This is a genomic window from Paenibacillus sp. UASWS1643 (genome assembly GCF_008693195.1).
Classification (GTDB): Bacteria; Bacillota; Bacilli; order Paenibacillales; family Paenibacillaceae; genus Paenibacillus; species Paenibacillus amylolyticus_B.
Map to the genome: position 1 here is coordinate 318,472 of NZ_VXKZ01000115.1, position 15,102 is coordinate 333,573.

Annotated in this window: 14 protein-coding genes; 2 read left to right on the forward strand and 12 right to left on the reverse strand. The window is 40.7% G+C overall.

Features of this window, described 5'->3' with window-relative positions; all coding sequences use genetic code 11:
* Positions 1 to 18: 18 nt before the first annotated feature.
* From FE296_RS26075 to FE296_RS26100, 6 genes are all read right to left on the reverse strand, one after another.
* Positions 19 to 1,491, reverse strand: coding sequence for a glycoside hydrolase family 32 protein (locus FE296_RS26075; RefSeq protein ID WP_150366832.1), 1,473 nt, complete (start codon positions 1,489 to 1,491; stop codon positions 19 to 21).
* A 134-nt stretch (positions 1,492 to 1,625) separates the two neighbouring features.
* Positions 1,626 to 2,540 (reverse strand): alpha/beta hydrolase, encoded by a 915-nt coding sequence (locus FE296_RS26080; RefSeq protein ID WP_150366834.1) that lies wholly within the window; start codon positions 2,538 to 2,540, stop codon positions 1,626 to 1,628.
* Positions 2,541 to 2,579: 39 nt separating this feature from the next.
* A complete protein-coding gene (locus FE296_RS26085) occupies positions 2,580 to 4,445 on the reverse strand; it encodes a beta-glucoside-specific PTS transporter subunit IIABC (protein WP_150366836.1) in 1,866 nt (621 codons plus the stop codon).
* Between the two features lie 200 nt (positions 4,446 to 4,645).
* On the reverse strand, positions 4,646 to 5,404 hold the full coding sequence (locus FE296_RS26090; RefSeq protein WP_150366838.1) for an alpha/beta hydrolase: 759 nt from the start codon (positions 5,402 to 5,404) through the stop codon (positions 4,646 to 4,648).
* A 313-nt stretch (positions 5,405 to 5,717) separates the two neighbouring features.
* A complete protein-coding gene (locus FE296_RS26095) occupies positions 5,718 to 6,704 on the reverse strand; it encodes a LacI family DNA-binding transcriptional regulator (protein WP_150366840.1) in 987 nt (328 codons plus the stop codon).
* A 651-nt stretch (positions 6,705 to 7,355) separates the two neighbouring features.
* Positions 7,356 to 7,766: an NUDIX hydrolase gene (locus FE296_RS26100; protein WP_150366842.1), complete on the reverse strand. Its 411-nt coding sequence runs from the start codon at positions 7,764 to 7,766 to the stop codon at positions 7,356 to 7,358.
* A gap of 185 nt (positions 7,767 to 7,951) precedes the next feature.
* Here FE296_RS26100 and FE296_RS26105 point away from each other — a divergent pair, with 185 nt between their 5' ends.
* Positions 7,952 to 8,152: a hypothetical protein gene (locus tag FE296_RS26105; protein WP_150366844.1), complete on the forward strand. Its 201-nt coding sequence runs from the start codon at positions 7,952 to 7,954 to the stop codon at positions 8,150 to 8,152.
* A 297-nt stretch (positions 8,153 to 8,449) separates the two neighbouring features.
* Here FE296_RS26105 and FE296_RS26110 read toward each other — a convergent pair whose 3' ends face one another.
* The 6 genes from FE296_RS26110 to FE296_RS26135 form a co-directional block, all read right to left on the reverse strand.
* Positions 8,450 to 9,835 (reverse strand): alpha/beta hydrolase, encoded by a 1,386-nt coding sequence (locus tag FE296_RS26110; protein WP_150366845.1) that lies wholly within the window; start codon positions 9,833 to 9,835, stop codon positions 8,450 to 8,452.
* The gene (locus tag FE296_RS26115) at positions 9,825 to 10,295 is read right to left on the reverse strand and encodes a MarR family winged helix-turn-helix transcriptional regulator (RefSeq protein WP_150366846.1); all 471 of its coding nucleotides are present in this window, start codon (positions 10,293 to 10,295) and stop codon (positions 9,825 to 9,827) included. Before FE296_RS26115 ends, FE296_RS26110 begins: the two co-directional genes overlap by 11 nt.
* 425 nt (positions 10,296 to 10,720) lie before the next feature.
* Positions 10,721 to 11,200: a GNAT family N-acetyltransferase gene (locus tag FE296_RS26120; protein ID WP_150366848.1), complete on the reverse strand. Its 480-nt coding sequence runs from the start codon at positions 11,198 to 11,200 to the stop codon at positions 10,721 to 10,723.
* Between the two features lie 328 nt (positions 11,201 to 11,528).
* Positions 11,529 to 12,056, reverse strand: coding sequence for an MFS transporter (locus tag FE296_RS26125; protein ID WP_223869126.1), 528 nt, complete (start codon positions 12,054 to 12,056; stop codon positions 11,529 to 11,531).
* Between the two features lie 711 nt (positions 12,057 to 12,767).
* Entirely contained in the window at positions 12,768 to 12,941 is a 174-nt protein-coding gene (locus FE296_RS26130; RefSeq protein ID WP_150366851.1) for a fibronectin type III-like domain-contianing protein, read from the reverse strand.
* 120 nt (positions 12,942 to 13,061) lie between these two features.
* Positions 13,062 to 14,003: an alpha/beta hydrolase gene (locus FE296_RS26135; RefSeq protein ID WP_150366853.1), complete on the reverse strand. Its 942-nt coding sequence runs from the start codon at positions 14,001 to 14,003 to the stop codon at positions 13,062 to 13,064.
* Between the two features lie 124 nt (positions 14,004 to 14,127).
* Here FE296_RS26135 and FE296_RS26140 point away from each other — a divergent pair, with 124 nt between their 5' ends.
* Positions 14,128 to 14,547 carry an Rrf2 family transcriptional regulator gene (locus FE296_RS26140; RefSeq protein WP_150366855.1) on the forward strand — a complete coding sequence of 140 codons (420 nt, stop codon included), beginning with the start codon at positions 14,128 to 14,130 and terminating at the stop codon, positions 14,545 to 14,547.
* Positions 14,548 to 15,102: the final 555 nt, after the last annotated feature.

The window sequence follows — 15,102 nt, forward strand, 5'->3', positions numbered from 1 at the left end:
CTCTGGTTATTCTCTTCTCTAGTAGTCCCACTTTACTGCCTTAAATCCAGCGTGCCCGCCTTTTGCAAAAAAGCGTATCTCCCTACTGCTGATGTCCGGGAAAATGCGGGACGTGAAGACTTCCTCTCCGTCATTCACAAAAATTTCAACTGAGGAAGAATCCACGAATAAATGAAATTGGATGTTCTCGCTATCCATCTCGCATTTTCTTTCTGTCCCGTAATCCTCCGCTACCTTTTCCCCTGATCGACTGCGATCCAATATGACTTTTCGTTGAATCGTATCGTATTTAATCACGGTTTTTTCCATTTCCCCCGCCCGAAATTCGATTCCGAACTCCGAAGCATCGACGTTTTCGAAGTCGCAGATCAATTCATACACCGTACCGGAAAAACCTTCAAAAGCTTTTGTTTCATCAACGACGGTATCCGCTGCTTGGCTCTCCGTCTTTCGGAGCAGCTGCAGTTCCGGAACAGGTCTCTGCACTAATTTGTTATGGACAATCGACAGTTCTCTGGGAACCGTCAAGCAGTGCGACCATCCACTTTGATCCGAAGGATAATCGATGTCGGGTAGACCCATCCAGCCTACCAGAAGACGTCTTCCTTTGGCGTCCTTCATCGTTTGAGGTGCATAAAAGTCAAATCCCCTATCCAGTTCGACAAACTCCCCGTGCATTAATTCTTTATTGTCCAAGTTCAATTTCTCGCCCAGTACATAACCGGATTGATAAATGTTCCGATAACGGTCTTCTCCTTCGGGTTCAATGCCTTGAGGTGAAAATATGAATAGGCCCTGCTCGCCGATTTCAATATAGTCCGGGCATTCCCACATATATCCGAATTCACGTAACCCCGTTTTTATCTCGCCTTCGAAGTTCCAGTTGAGCAGATCGGGCGAACTGTATAGAACGGAACATCCCGTTTCGTCCGTACGTTGTGCACCGATGACCGCATAGAATCTTTCGCCTTCTTTCCATACTTTGGGGTCGCGGTAATGTTCCGTATATCCTTCAGGTACTTTATCGATAACCGGATGTTCCAGCTTTTTAATTTCTCCATACTCGTTCATAATGGCTATACATTGATAGGGATGCCGAACCAAATGCTCATCGCGGCTGTTACCCGTATAAAACAAATATAATTGACCGTTATGTTTAATGGAGCTGCCTGAGTACGCACCGTGGCTGTCAAAATATGAATCCGGACGTAGTCCGATCCCTACATTTTCCCAGTGGACGAGATCTTTGGATTTCGTATGAAACCAGTATTTGAGTCCGTGAAAAGGACCGAGTGGATGCCATTGATAAAACAGATGATATTCTCCGTTATAAAAAGAAAAACCGTTCGGATCATTCAGAAGACCTGAAATCGGTTGTATATGATAGGTTTGCCGCCAGGAGCAGCTATTGACCTTGGATACTAGTGCATCCATTTCTTCCTGGCTTACATCCTCTAATCGACGATATTTATTTTCTATCTGCCATTCCATGTTCAATGCTCCTTTAATTAGCGAATCACTCCACTTAAACTTTCTTCAATCATGCATAAAATAAAGGTCTCCGATGGTACCAATTCCATCGGAGATCATAGTGTATTGCTCCATTAACGTGCCTGTTCATGCTTTCATTGCCTGCATTGCAGCTTCAACCATTGGTCTGCAAGGTTTACCCATGCTGAAACTTCTTCATTGATATCATCTTTACTGTTCGCATAGACTTCATCGCCGAGTCCTAAGCCATGCTTTCCTTTTGCAAACAAATGAAATTCGCAGTTAATTCTGTGCCGAATTAATTCGTGAATCAATGCCACCGAATCTTCTGGGCTTGTGATTTCATCGTCATAGGTATGCCATAGAAAAACGGAAGGCATATCTTCACGAATATAATTGATGATCTTTACGGTATCGAGCTGCTCTTTCGAAGGTGCGTCATGTCCGAAAACGGCATCATAGAGAAAGTCTCCTTGCCTCCGTATCATCGGATTCTTATGGTTCTGAAAGTTTGCTCTTGCGCTTTCAAGATCCAAGGCCGGATAACCCAGCACAATTCCTTTTGGCTTGAACACGGACGGGAATACATCTTTGGGGAATCGATCCAACAAGTCTTTATCATCCCACTTCACCGCCAAGGACGCCGCCAAATGGCCTCCTGCAGAAAAACCCAGTACAAAAATGTTCTCTGCATCAATGTGCCATTCTTCCGCATGTTCTTTGATGAGACGGATCGATTCCATCAGCTCGATCAGCGGCCCGGGGTAATGCGACTGTTCATTAATGGGAGGGACCTCATTCAGATCCGTCATTCGCTCTTTAAAATACGTGCTATAGCGAAGGACAAAAGTATGATATCCTTTTGACAAAAATCTTGCGGCTACCGCTTCCCCTTCTTTGGTAGCCGTCATCAAGTATCCGCCGCCGGGGCATATAATGATCGCCGGTCTTTTTTTATACACCATGTAAGAAGTTTGAGGGTCCAAGATGTAGGTATATAAATTCGAGTGCTCATTATCGTCAAACAACTGAATTTTTTCGGTTTTCAAAACTTCACCTCCAACCTCGTAGAAATTGACAGCCGCATACTAAACCGAAAGCTTCAATAAGACGTCATGAGTCTGGACATTTTCTTTGCGGCTTTCTTGGATCTCTTTGTATGAATCCGAATTGGTAATAATGACTGGAGTAATGACCTCAAAACCCGCTGCTTTGATATTCTCGATCTCAAAACTTACAAGTGCATCATGGCGCTTCACTTCATCCCCCGGCTTAACATGTGCCGAGAAGTATTGCCCTTTCAATTTGACCGTGTCTATTCCGACATGGATCAAAAGTTCGGCTCCGTTTTCCGAGGTAATCATGATGGCATGGGACGTCTTTGTGACGTGCGAAACGATTCCGTTTACAGGAGAGTATACCGTGCCCACCGCAGGTTCAACGGCTATCCCAGGCCCCATAGCTCCCGATGAAAAGGCGGGATCGTTGACTTGGCTGAGCGGCTTGACGGTTCCGATCAATGGGCTGGTGATCTCTTCACTTACCGCAGTACTGCTTGTCACTGGTTGAATTTCCGTACTTGCTTCTTTTTCAGAAGAAACGTCGTCCCCTGTGTTTCCTACCTTTTTGCTTTCATATCCAAACATGAGGACAACCAGCGCAGTAACAATAATGGAACCTAAAACTAAGATGACATAAGACCATACGGGGAGGAATGTAGGAATCGTAAAGACCCCGCCTGCCACTTGAGTGGCTCCGATTCCGATTGCTCCGCCAATAGCAGATGAAATTCCGCCCATGACTGCGGCGATAATGAAAGCCCGTCTATACGGGATCATAATTCCGTAAATAACCGGTTCCGAAATCCCCGACAAGATATTGGGAATTAACGAGGACAATGCGATTGCTTTCAGCTTCTTATCCTTCGTTTTCAAGAAGACACCTAGGGCGAGTCCTCCAGCAACCCAAATGGTTACGATCAGCATGCCCAAGAGTTGGTCGCTGCCGTTGACCGTGATGTTCGAGATAAAGATCGGAATGAATGCCCAATGCAGACCCAAGATGACGACAAACACCCAGATGGCCCCGAGTACAAGCCCTGCCAAAATAGCACTCTTATCCATAATGAGCATGGTACCGCTCGCAATCAGATCGCCGACATATACGCCGAATGGTCCGAAAATGATTACGGTTAAAGGCACCATCACCAATAAAGCCAACATCGGAACAAAAATCAGGTGCAGCTGCTCATGAATGATTTTTTTGAGGAATTTCTCTAACACCGAATAGATGCAAATAGCCGCAAAAACAGGAAGCACCGTTGACGAGTAATTCATCGGTATGACGGGAATCCCGGCAAATGAACTGTTTCCTCCGCTTTGCAATAACGCCGTAAAGTTGGGTTCCATTAAAGCTGCGCCTATGGTAGCAGCAATATAAGGGTTAACCTTAAGCTTTAAACCTACCGTAATGCCGAGCAAAATCGGCAGGAAGTAAAAGATTGCATTGGAAGCTGCCGACAAGATCGCATACGTACCGCTGTCGGTTGCAAGCCAGCCTACTGCGGTAAGTATGGCTATAAGCGCTTTCAACAGACCCGAACCGCACAATACCGGAATCAAAGGCGTAAAGCTGCCGGATATCGTATCGAATATGCGCGATTTCATGCTTGGCTTTTCCTGGTTTTCGTTAGCGGTATCCGCATTCGTTCCAAAGTCGGCAATTTTTACGACTTCGTTATATACGCTTGCTACGTGAGGCCCAACGATAACCTGATACTGTCCCCCCGCTTCTACGGCTTTTAAGATATCCAACTTTTCCAATTCATCTTGATTGGCTTTTTTGTTGTCTTTCAAATTAAACCTCAACCGAGTCGCACAATGAGTAAGGTTTGAAACATTTTCTTTTCCCCCAACGTATTGGAGAATGTCTTCGGCAAGCTTTTTGTGACTCATTTCTCTATCTCCCCTCACACTATAGGAACCGGTTCCGTAACTTTCAAAAAAAAGTATCAAGATTCTCGAGAAAAAAAAGAACCGGTTCCATGGAATTATTATATTATCCTCTATTTTTAATGTCAATATTCACTCTTGATATATTTAACGTCCTTACTCAGTTAGGTAAACACCGTAGAGAAGCACAGCGATCTTCTTCCCTATTGCTCTTTGAGTAAGAAATCGACGCCATGTCCGATCATCTTATTCCAGAAAATCGGATCGTGACCTCCATCGTCTTCCTTGTAAGTGAGCGAGATTTTATCTTCGTGTAAGTACTCCCTAATACGTACATCTTGTTCATACACTAGGACATCCTGTCTTCCGCTGCACAAGAATAAATCTGGTATATCCCTATTAGATTTTTTAGCCTGAACGAACAAAATTGTCGGATCGTAATTCTTCATGTAATTTTCTTCGTTCTCAAACAAATGATCAAGAAAATCCTTCTCGAAAAGATTCGTTTCGCTCAACTTGTATACATCGACGGCCGGAGACATGGCCATAATCCTACTGAATTTTTCCCCATATTTCATCCCCAGCATCAGACTTCCGTAGCCCCCCATGGAAAGGCCTCCTATAAAGGTATCCTCTCTTTTGAGGGACAAGGGAAACAATTTTCGGGTTACTTCCATTAATTCTTCGACAATGTATTTCGGGTAATAAGCGTTCCTTTGGGGCTGATCGACATAAAAAGAATTTTCCCCATCCGGAATTACGATCGCAAGCCCTTTATACATCGACTGTCCCATAAGAGTGATCGAATGACAAATATCCGTAGAACTCGCACTATAACCTGGCAAAAAATATAAAGTTTTATAAGGCTCCGGTGCTCCGGAAAGGTTAACATCAAAAGGAAGAATCACATTAAATTTTACATGTCTAGAAAGACCAGCGAGAAATAATTCATTGTAATCAATGCCATGTAGTTTAACCCTCTTTCGTTTGTGTAATCATGCTGTAGGAGTTATATAGCTATCGCTCGCTAACGGCTATCTAATGCAGCAACTGTTCCCCACTTACTCGGATTTTGCCTGAACATATTGAAGGAGGTTTCACCTTTTTTATGACTCCTTTTCTTCTCTTTCTCCTTTTCTTCTCTTTCTCATTTACCACCCCTCCATCAGAACCGGTTCCATTTCATAAAAAAAGAAACGGCCTTTATGCAACTGCATTCAGAACCGCTCCCCCATCCCTATTGTAAGAAACCGGTTCCATGGGAGTATTATATGCTCATCTAAATTTGTTGTCAACGCTTTCCCTTTCAATGATACTGTACTCGGATAAGATCAGCGAAGAGATTTCCCCACCTGTAAGCAACTGTGTCAGGCTATCGGCTGCTATTCGCCCTGCATCTTTATAATTAAACTTAACGGTAGTAAGACTCGGATAGATGACTTCTGTTACTTCATAACCCCCAAACCCTGTAATAGATAAATCTGACGGAACATTGACCCCTTTTAAGTGCGCAGCCTTTAAAGCCCCTAATGCAATGTTGTCAGTAGCACATACTATAATAGAAGGCGCAAAAGTCTCGATAATGTCATCGGCAATTTTAACAGCATCTTCGATAATAAAACTTGTTTCATAATACCGAATTTCACAATCCTCCTTTTCCTTTATCGCTCGTTTAAAACCTGTTTTCCTCTTCACTCCAACAGCGATATCTTTCTCATTAACGCCCAGGTAAGCAATTTTTCGATGGCCTTTTTCCAAAACGTATTTTCCTAAGTCATAAGCCGCAGCCTCATCGTTGTGAATCAAGCTGTAAACATCGTCATGTTGCTGACCCACAATGATCACAGGAAGTTTAATTTCTTTGAAAGCAGCCAAATGAGCATCCGAAATTTGCGTTGCAAGCAATATGATTCCGGCCACCTTTTGGTTATAGTAACTATAAATGCTCTCCATCTCGCGTTCTGAATCTTGACTCGTATTAGAAATCAACATTTGATAATTCAATTCTCTCAATTTTTCGTCAATCCCCATTAAGATCTGGGAAGAAGCGAAAGAGTCCAAACGAGGAACTATCGTTCCAATAATATTAGGTTTCTTGGCTTTTAAGCTTTGGGCAAACGTATTAGGTACGTATCCTGTTTCATTTATTATCCGCTCAATTTTTCTGTTAGTTGATTCGCTAATAGAACCTCCGTTAAGATATCGTGAAACCGTACTTTTTGCCACCCCTGCTAATTTAGCTATATCAGCAATTGTTTTCATTCGTCCAACTCCACCAGTTATTAAGTTAGTTTTACAACGTTGCTATTACGATTCAAAACCACTCGCAGTCTAATATGAATGTGTAAATAGATTTATCGATAATAACAATGATAAGATTTAAATATCATTATATATTTATTAATATAGTATAGCCACTCTTACAACACAACATATAAAGTCTGGGTCCAACTGATCAAGGTTTTTGGCTTTTGAAGGAAAAAGTATGCGGGAACAAGTCTTCTGGGATATCTATGGAGAATAAGCTCTTTAATTTGCTTAATATCAAGCATGGATTTCCCCCTCTAATATTGGCATATAACCATTCTAACGTCATTTGGAGAAATCATCCATTTTTAAACTAACCTGCCCGTTAGTTGAACAAAAGCAGCCGATCACATTGATCAGCTGCTTTCTTAGTTGTGTTACGCTATCGTTTCCCGTTAGTTTAATGACTAATTTGCTATTAGAATCATGATTAAAGAAATAACTAATCCTTGAGCTACAGCTATTATCAAATCATTCCTCCAGTAGGATTTTGTGTATAGATTAAATAACCTGAAGATAATAAATCCGCAAATTGATATAAGAAACCAGTTTATTAACATTCCAACAACTCCTTATTGATGTGTTGGTAATGAGGAAAGGATTAACTTAACCTTGGAAAGTATAAATTGATGAGTACTTAAGTAACTCTTCTACACCAGTAGTAAAATAAGGCATTAATTCATTAGCTCTTTGTGTACCTACCCATTTCACTTCCGAAATTTCATCTTCATCTTGCATTGAAATTTCCCCTTCTATGATTCTCACTTTAAAAGTTATAAATAAAGCGTGATGCCCCTTCTCCTTAAAAAAAGCCTCATTTATTGCTACAATGTTTTCAACTTCAATGGTTAGTCCTGTTTCTTCCTTAGTCTCTCGAATTACTGCCTGTTCTAATGTTTCTCCTTTTTCAACTGCACCACCAGGAAGGGACCAACTGCCCCCTTTGTTATTTACCATCAGGATTTCTTCCGTATCTTCGTTATAAATCAATGCATATGCGACATCTACTCTTATCATATTCTAGTATCACTCCTGATTTTTTTAATTTAAGCGGTTTAATTATCCATATTATAACATATCGTTATTGAACTAACCTGCCCGTTAGGATAATGAGGTATAGTCAGTCTAATATAGTTCTCTACCGTCATAAAGGTATACAATTGTATTAATATAAATACTTTGACGAAGGGAGTTTGTTTCCAATGATTGCTGTTGCCGTGTTCTTGTTCTTCCCAAGTAATGCAAAGCTAAAGCGTTACGTTGCTTATGCTTTTGGAGGTATTACTTTGGTAGCCCTTGTTATACTGAGGTTAACAATCGAGACGGGAACAAAATCTAATACGATATCAGGTTCTGAAAAAGCTGTAGTTGAGAATGTAGTTCCCATTGAACAAAGTAAGTAAAGCATCACCTTCTCTGAAAGTAAAAGTGAAGGGAAAATCCGTTCGCTTTCTTTTTGTTATACAGTTAAAAGCTGAGTAGTGAGAAATGTGTCCCTAAAGGTAAATGAATATGAATTTAGACACCCTAACCATCCTGTCTCAACAGGATGGTTAGGGTGTCTTTAAGTTAGCTGTAGCGATTTAGGGAAGTGAAAAGAAACTAAATTGGAAAAGGACGGAGCGATTTATAAGCATTCCGTCCTCTATGATAGTAGTTTTAAAAAGAAATTGATTTCAATGTATTTAAGGTGATCAAATTCAATCCAGGCTTTCTAAGAAATCGAATTTTCTATCCAGATAAGTCTTTGCTGCTTTACTCTCAATATTTTGTACCATAAAACCATGACCTTCTGCACCTTCCTTAATATCAGGAATGTAGAGATCGGTTTTAACGCCGAGTTCTTTTAGTCGGTTGTAATAGTCTTCAGCCTGGTCGGCAAATGTACCCGTGTTCCCGTCACTAATAAAAGTTGGAGGGAAATTATTCGTAGCTTTTGGAATTAAATTTAGCTGTTCCAATTTTTCTTTATCAGCACTGACTACTGGCAGATCGAAATAGGCACCCAAACTTTGACCAAAGGTATAGTCAATGACAACATCCTCTTTTACCGTTTTATGACCACGAGTTGCGTCAAACGGCGCTGATTCTAGCACTACAGCTTTAATATTCTCCAATTCGATAATCGGATCAATACCAATTTCTTCTGCATAACCCCGATTGGCTTGGATGGTTGTGAATTCTGCCGCGATATGCCCGCCTGCACTCCCCCCTGCAAAGACAACATCCTGCATATTGATGCCGTATTGTGCTCCATTTTTTTGCATGAATTCCACTGCTTCTGATAATTGCTTGATAGGTGTCGGGTGTACATATTGAGGAGCATAGGCGTAATTTATTGTTACGACGTTATAGCCTTGATCAATCATTTTTTCATACTGGTACAACGCTAAATTTTGAGCCGAACCTGCGTTAGGATCGCCTCCCATGGCGTCTCCAAATATAAAACCGCCACCATGAACATAAAAATAAGTTGGACGTTTTTCGTCAAATTGACCAGATGGCGTAATGATATATAAAAAACTTCGTGGATACTTTTCTCCGTATTGAATATTGCTTATTAATTGATATTTATCATCAACAATTGTGGTTGTAGACGGCTCTGCTTGATAAGTGTTTTTTGCTCCAGTAGTACTTTGCAAATATAAAGTAACTGGTTTAGGCGTAACGGTAAATAATAGTAATGAGGAAGTTATCAGGAGCAATCCTAATAGGAAAACCCACTTGCCGATTCCGGCGATTACTGATGGAAAGTTCCGCTTCTTGTTCGCTTGGATGCCAAGGCCTAACCCCAGTAACGTTAATCCGATAAGCGCAAATGTGCTTTGTGCAATAACAAACAATACAATGTGGTCAATGAGCATCCACAAAATTTCTACAACGAGGAACAAGGTAGTGAGCCCGATCAACATACGCTGTACTTTTTTTTCTGAATGTTTCTTGATAACCCATCCGTTGACTAAGGATACGGCAATTGCGGCTACCCCTAACGGGATTACGTAGTTGATGAAAAATGATTGGCTCCATGTCAATAGGATAATAACCAGCCCAGCTAATACGGCATAAACTCTTACTTTATTCTTCATCTTGGTTCAGTCCTTTTTGTAATTGTTTTAATTGCGCAGCGATCGAAGATAAACTCGTGTTTAGATTTTCAAACTCTTCCATTGTAAGGCTGTTTCTTAAGGGCATTAAGGCATCAAATATCCTCGCTCTTCCCTCGATTAAAATTTGCTGCCCTTTTTCAGTTAACTGAAGGATGATGATACGCCGATCTTGTTCATCAGGAATCCGGTTGACCACCCCTTTTTCAACCAAGCGATTGATGGTAGCTGTAATCGTACTTTTTTTCACGTTAGTTTCTTTAGCCAGCATACTTGACGTGCAGATTCCCCTCACATTGATTTCATTCAAAATATTAAATTGGTCGGGGGTAACCAAACTGTCCTTAAAGATGTTTTTCTGAATGGCCTCGATGCTCGTGTTTATGGATTGGACAAATTGGCTATACACATCAATATATTGCTCCATCTGTTTTCGATCCAAAATTAAAACTCCTTTCCATAAATGATTTTACCGTGAAACTATTAGCTTGTGAAACTATTAGCTTGTGAAACTAATTTACCACCATTTATCTTCCTTGTCAACCGAAAAGGAATAACCTGTAAAATCCAGGTATTCTACTTAAAATGGATTGGGAGTTTTCATTCTTTCGTTTGAAAGACCTTTATCTTATTTCCTGTCAGAAGTAATTAGTCTGTTTTTTAAAAGCGTTCGTAAAAGCATACAAAAAGGGAGCGTTAGCATTTCTGCAACGATCCCTATTGTCAGCCTGTTAGTAAACAGCAGTTGATCCCTTTGATGCCTTCTTAGTTTTATTGAGCTAACGTTTCCCGTTAGCTTAAAGCATAATGTTACAGAAGACGACTAATACTGAATAATAAACCTTAGAATTCATATTTATTGAGTAATCATATGCTGATAAGTGACTTTTGCATACGAATTCCTACTACATATTCACCTGACTGTCTCTGATTCCAGAATAGATCAACTGGATTAAAACCTTGTTTTTTATAAAAAATCAAACCACGTGTATTAATGTTCTGACAAACTAGTTGTAACGTTTCTACTTTATATTCTTCTTTTGCGATTGTAGATATAGTTTGAAGAAGAAATACAGCAACTCCTTTCCCTCGATATTCCGATGACACAATTACATTACCAAGAGAGCATGTATTTTCTTGAACGTCATAAAGACATGCAAAGGCTATAACATTATTATTATGTAATACGACAGTTGGCTTTAATCTGCTTGTTATTGTTTCAATAATTTGATCTGGTGTTAAAGGAAACACCACTTTCGGGAATGAAAATATCAGTTCCTCTTCGTTTTGAGGAAAGGAACAAATACTAGATAGATCATTAGTTTTCAGTTCACGGATAGTATACATCGAATCACTCCATGGCCACAGAATTGGTCTGTTACTGATTCGACGAAACTCCCGTGTCTCCTCTATGATTGCAACTATCCTGCCCGTTAGCTTAATGAAACGGGTATATGTTATTATAAATAGTTATTCTTTGTAGGATCTGTTCTTATCCTAGGCTCAGGCAAGAACTTTGTTCCTGAAACACAAAAACCTCTATTTTGCAACTTTTTATAGCTCGTTCACGTGACATGATTCCCATCATGCAACTGATTACATAACATCCTAATCAGGAATAACACAAATGTTTGAGCTGTTGACCATCCCGACTAACCGTTACCAGTCTTTCCATTCACCGTATTCCACTGTGTTGTTCACTAACACCACTCCAACAACCATCATTGGGATTGTTGCCAGTGTTGTGATGCCGCCGAGTAATAAAGATAAAGTTATATGGCTTAAAGCAACGAATAAGTGATGCAACAATACCGAAAATCATACCAATCCGCGCTGTTCTTGCAAGTCCAAATTTTTTGATCATAGGTCCTACCATCACGAAACCTAAAAATACGGGAACCAATCCAACTGCCCCCATGATTCCTATCAAATCTTCAATCCCAAGAATATACTTTGTGTAATAGATTCCTGTTGAGCCGTAAAGCGTATACATCATGTTGATCAATAATTGAGCAAACAGTATGATAACCCAGTATTTGTTTATGAATAAGAGCTTGATACTTTCCCAAAAAGGGACGTTGTCACTTTCAACTACACTCACACTGACATTGTTTTTTTGGAAGCTAGGAATGTCAGAACCAATGCCATGAAGGAAACGATCCCCAGCACAACGCAACCATAATCCATGCGGCTTGATCACCACCAAGCACATTAGTCACCGAATTAATGCGATAGAAATAATCATGCCTATAATATATCCAATGATGGTACGGGCAAGGCCCATTTTATCACGTTCCTCTACACTTCTGGTTCGGATTGCCATCAAACTTCCATAAGTGATCGCAATGCCTGTATACACAATGGCTGACGCAAAAGGCTACGGTAGCTAAAGCATATATGGTTTTTATAGTAGTCGATGCCTCGGCAGGCACTGTAGATACTAATATGATAGACATCAGTGCTGGTAGAGCCGACCATAGAATCTAAATGAAGGAACCGTCATTTTTAGACCTTCCCTTTAATTTGATCAAATATAAAATAAATGGGCTTAATGACACCAACGTCGGGCATACTCAGATTCTTCGTTGTTCAACTGTTTACGGCGGCAAGAATATTCTGTGGTGTTTCTTATATGAACTGGCCGTTGCTCATTAGTGCAGCATTATGCAGTGTGGTACCCAAAGTCATTTCCTGCATTCCCTCGCCGAGTCCAGCCTCATTCCAGTCATACTGTCCCAGCGCTCCCAAAATTTCAGCTCCGACGGATGTTGCGTCAACTCCCCAAAAGTAGAATGTCTGGTTATTCGTTTTATAAGAATAAGCTCGATTCTACCTCAACAGTTACAACAAACTCAATCTTTCTAGATGATTCTACGACCTGAATGTCGAATTCCCCTGTCTCAACGTACCAGTCTTACAGCTTAACATCGTAGTAAGCAAATGCTCTTTTGTCTAGTTCATAATGTTCGGTCGTCTCTTCCCCCAGCTGAAGTGAAACTTTCACATATCCCTTCAGTTCCTGAAGTGGACGTGGGACCGTTGATTCCACATCACGTAGATAAAGCTGAACGACCTCTTTACCTGCCATTTTACCTTTAGAAAGCCTGTCTGTTTCTCTGGCACATCAGGGGCATAAGAATCCCCAGAATTCAACCTTCAAAAAACTCGCTTATAGTTGATTAAATCAACTATAAGCGAGCCCTATTTATCAGCCGTAAAACGCCCTTTTCAAAGCCCTAATACGGTCTTGCTTCAATTGCATAATAACGTGTGCATCTGGTTTTTCGCCACCATGATATAGGCCTGGATATACATGTAACTCTGTTGGAATACCTGCTCGAATCAATTTAGTTGCATAATCAATCGATTCATCCACAAAAAGATCCAGTGCCCCAATTGCAATTAATGTTGGCGGTAAGCCAGTCATATCCTCAACTCTTGCTGGTACAGCATATGGAGACACGCCATCTTTACCCGGCCCATGCCCGAGTAGGGACGTCCAGCCAAAGCGGTTGTTTTGACGTGTCCAGCCAAATTCACCTGCATATTCATTCACTTCACTAAGGCACGTGCGATCGTCTAACATAGGGAGTATTAAATCAGAAAAAATTATAGGGACTTCCCCGCGATCACGCGCTAAAATAGCTAGTGAGGCCGCTAAACCTCCACCAGCACTAGCGCCGCCCACTATAATGCGAGTTGTATCAATATTAAGCTCATCTGCATGATCATATGCCCATTTTAATGCCATATAGCAATCCTCTATAGGCCCTGGGTGTGGTGTTTCGGGTGCTAATCGATAATCTACGGATACAATGACACAATTTAGTTCATTTATTAGTTCTACATTTGCTCGATCCTGCATAACTGGTGTACCCATCACCATGCCGCCACCGTGAATGTCAAAATACAATGGTTTTTTTTCGGAACGGTCTGCCGGCTCATACACAAGCATTCGTACTTCATTTTTGTCTTTTGGGTTTTCGACAAATCTTTCTGTATACCTAACTTCTCCTGCATTACCAACTATTTGCGCCATATATCCGTCCCGAATCGCTGGTAGAGACTGTTCATTTAACTCCACTTCGGACGTTAGATCCAACAACGAGACTAATTCCGGATCCACTAAATGTTTACTACTTTTCGCCATTCAACAAACACCCCTTTGTTAAATTGCTATCCTTTAATTGTGATTAATTAATCACAATTAAAGGATAGCAATTTTATGGTATAATTGTCAACATAATATTTTGATAATATTCAAGGAGGAATTTATGCAGCTATTAGTTCAATCAGGAGATTTGGGACCAAAATGGTTTCATGTAGCCGTTCGAGCCATTGTTATACTAGCCCAATCGGATTCAATCGTGAAAAGCAATCAGATTGCTGAAACGCTAGGAGAGGACGCAACCTCTGTGCGCAAAATTTTAGCTCAATTGACCAAAACTCGCATTGTACAAGCAACAGGAGGACGTTATGGCGGCTACTCTCTACAAATCTCGCCCGATAAAATCACCGTTAAAGACATCTATACCGCAATGGGTGAAGAACCTGAAGTACCTTACTGGTCCGTTCCCCAAACAGGCACAGAAATGTTCATCTCACTTATCGTCACTAAAGCTGAAGAGCAATTCAAAGCTATTTTAAACAATTATACAATCACTGATATCTTAAACAACAAAACCACTAAATAAGTCTGCCATTTATTAGTAAACTCATTTATGGAGAACATCTTGAACAAACACACCATATCAATACAGTCGTTGTTGACAAAACAGGTAAAGTTACTAATGGTAAGCCTGAATTAACAGATATAATAGTTGAAGAAGGAATTAATTAGAAAAATTCCTTTCGTTAATAGGATCAAGTGAAAAGCAGTCTGAACATCCATTAGCAGAGGCCATTTCCTGGTCCGGCGTAAAAAGGCAAAGAAAATTTAGTTGGTACTCGAAAATTAATGAAGTAATAGCACTCTTTGGCGTATCTTTGATTGTGTATCAGCTACTGCTACTAAGCAATCCCGTCAGCAATTGAAAGGCGGTGAAAACTATGGGAGGATGTTGTTGCCCATCAAATGTAGGCCTCTTCTCGCCCATCCTCTTTTTTGCTACTTCTACCGAAACAGCGACACGGTAATCTGGTCGGTGCTGGTGCAGTCGATGTTCTCACGCTTGAAGTAAGTCCACCAAGCCCCGGGCAACATCAAGTTAAGATTGACTGGACAGTCGAGTTAGTTTTACGCAAACCCG

Excerpts from the sequence above, each read along its gene's own strand:
- FE296_RS26075 (WP_150366832.1), bottom strand. The coding sequence starts at position 1,491 with ATGGAATGGCAGATAGAAAATAAATATCGTCGATTAGAGGATGTAAGC.
- FE296_RS26085 (WP_150366836.1), bottom strand. The coding sequence starts at position 4,445 with ATGAGTCACAAAAAGCTTGCCGAAGACATTCTCCAATACGTTGGGGGA.
- FE296_RS26095 (WP_150366840.1), bottom strand. The coding sequence starts at position 6,704 with ATGAAAACAATTGCTGATATAGCTAAATTAGCAGGGGTGGCAAAAAGT.
- FE296_RS26100 (WP_150366842.1), bottom strand. The coding sequence starts at position 7,766 with ATGATAAGAGTAGATGTCGCATATGCATTGATTTATAACGAAGATACG.
- FE296_RS26105 (WP_150366844.1), top strand. The coding sequence starts at position 7,952 with ATGATTGCTGTTGCCGTGTTCTTGTTCTTCCCAAGTAATGCAAAGCTA.
- FE296_RS26110 (WP_150366845.1), bottom strand. The coding sequence starts at position 9,835 with ATGAAGAATAAAGTAAGAGTTTATGCCGTATTAGCTGGGCTGGTTATT.
- FE296_RS26120 (WP_150366848.1), bottom strand. The coding sequence starts at position 11,200 with ATGTATACTATCCGTGAACTGAAAACTAATGATCTATCTAGTATTTGT.
- FE296_RS26130 (WP_150366851.1), bottom strand. The coding sequence starts at position 12,941 with ATGGCAGGTAAAGAGGTCGTTCAGCTTTATCTACGTGATGTGGAATCA.
- FE296_RS26135 (WP_150366853.1), bottom strand. The coding sequence starts at position 14,003 with ATGGCGAAAAGTAGTAAACATTTAGTGGATCCGGAATTAGTCTCGTTG.
- FE296_RS26140 (WP_150366855.1), top strand. The coding sequence starts at position 14,128 with ATGCAGCTATTAGTTCAATCAGGAGATTTGGGACCAAAATGGTTTCAT.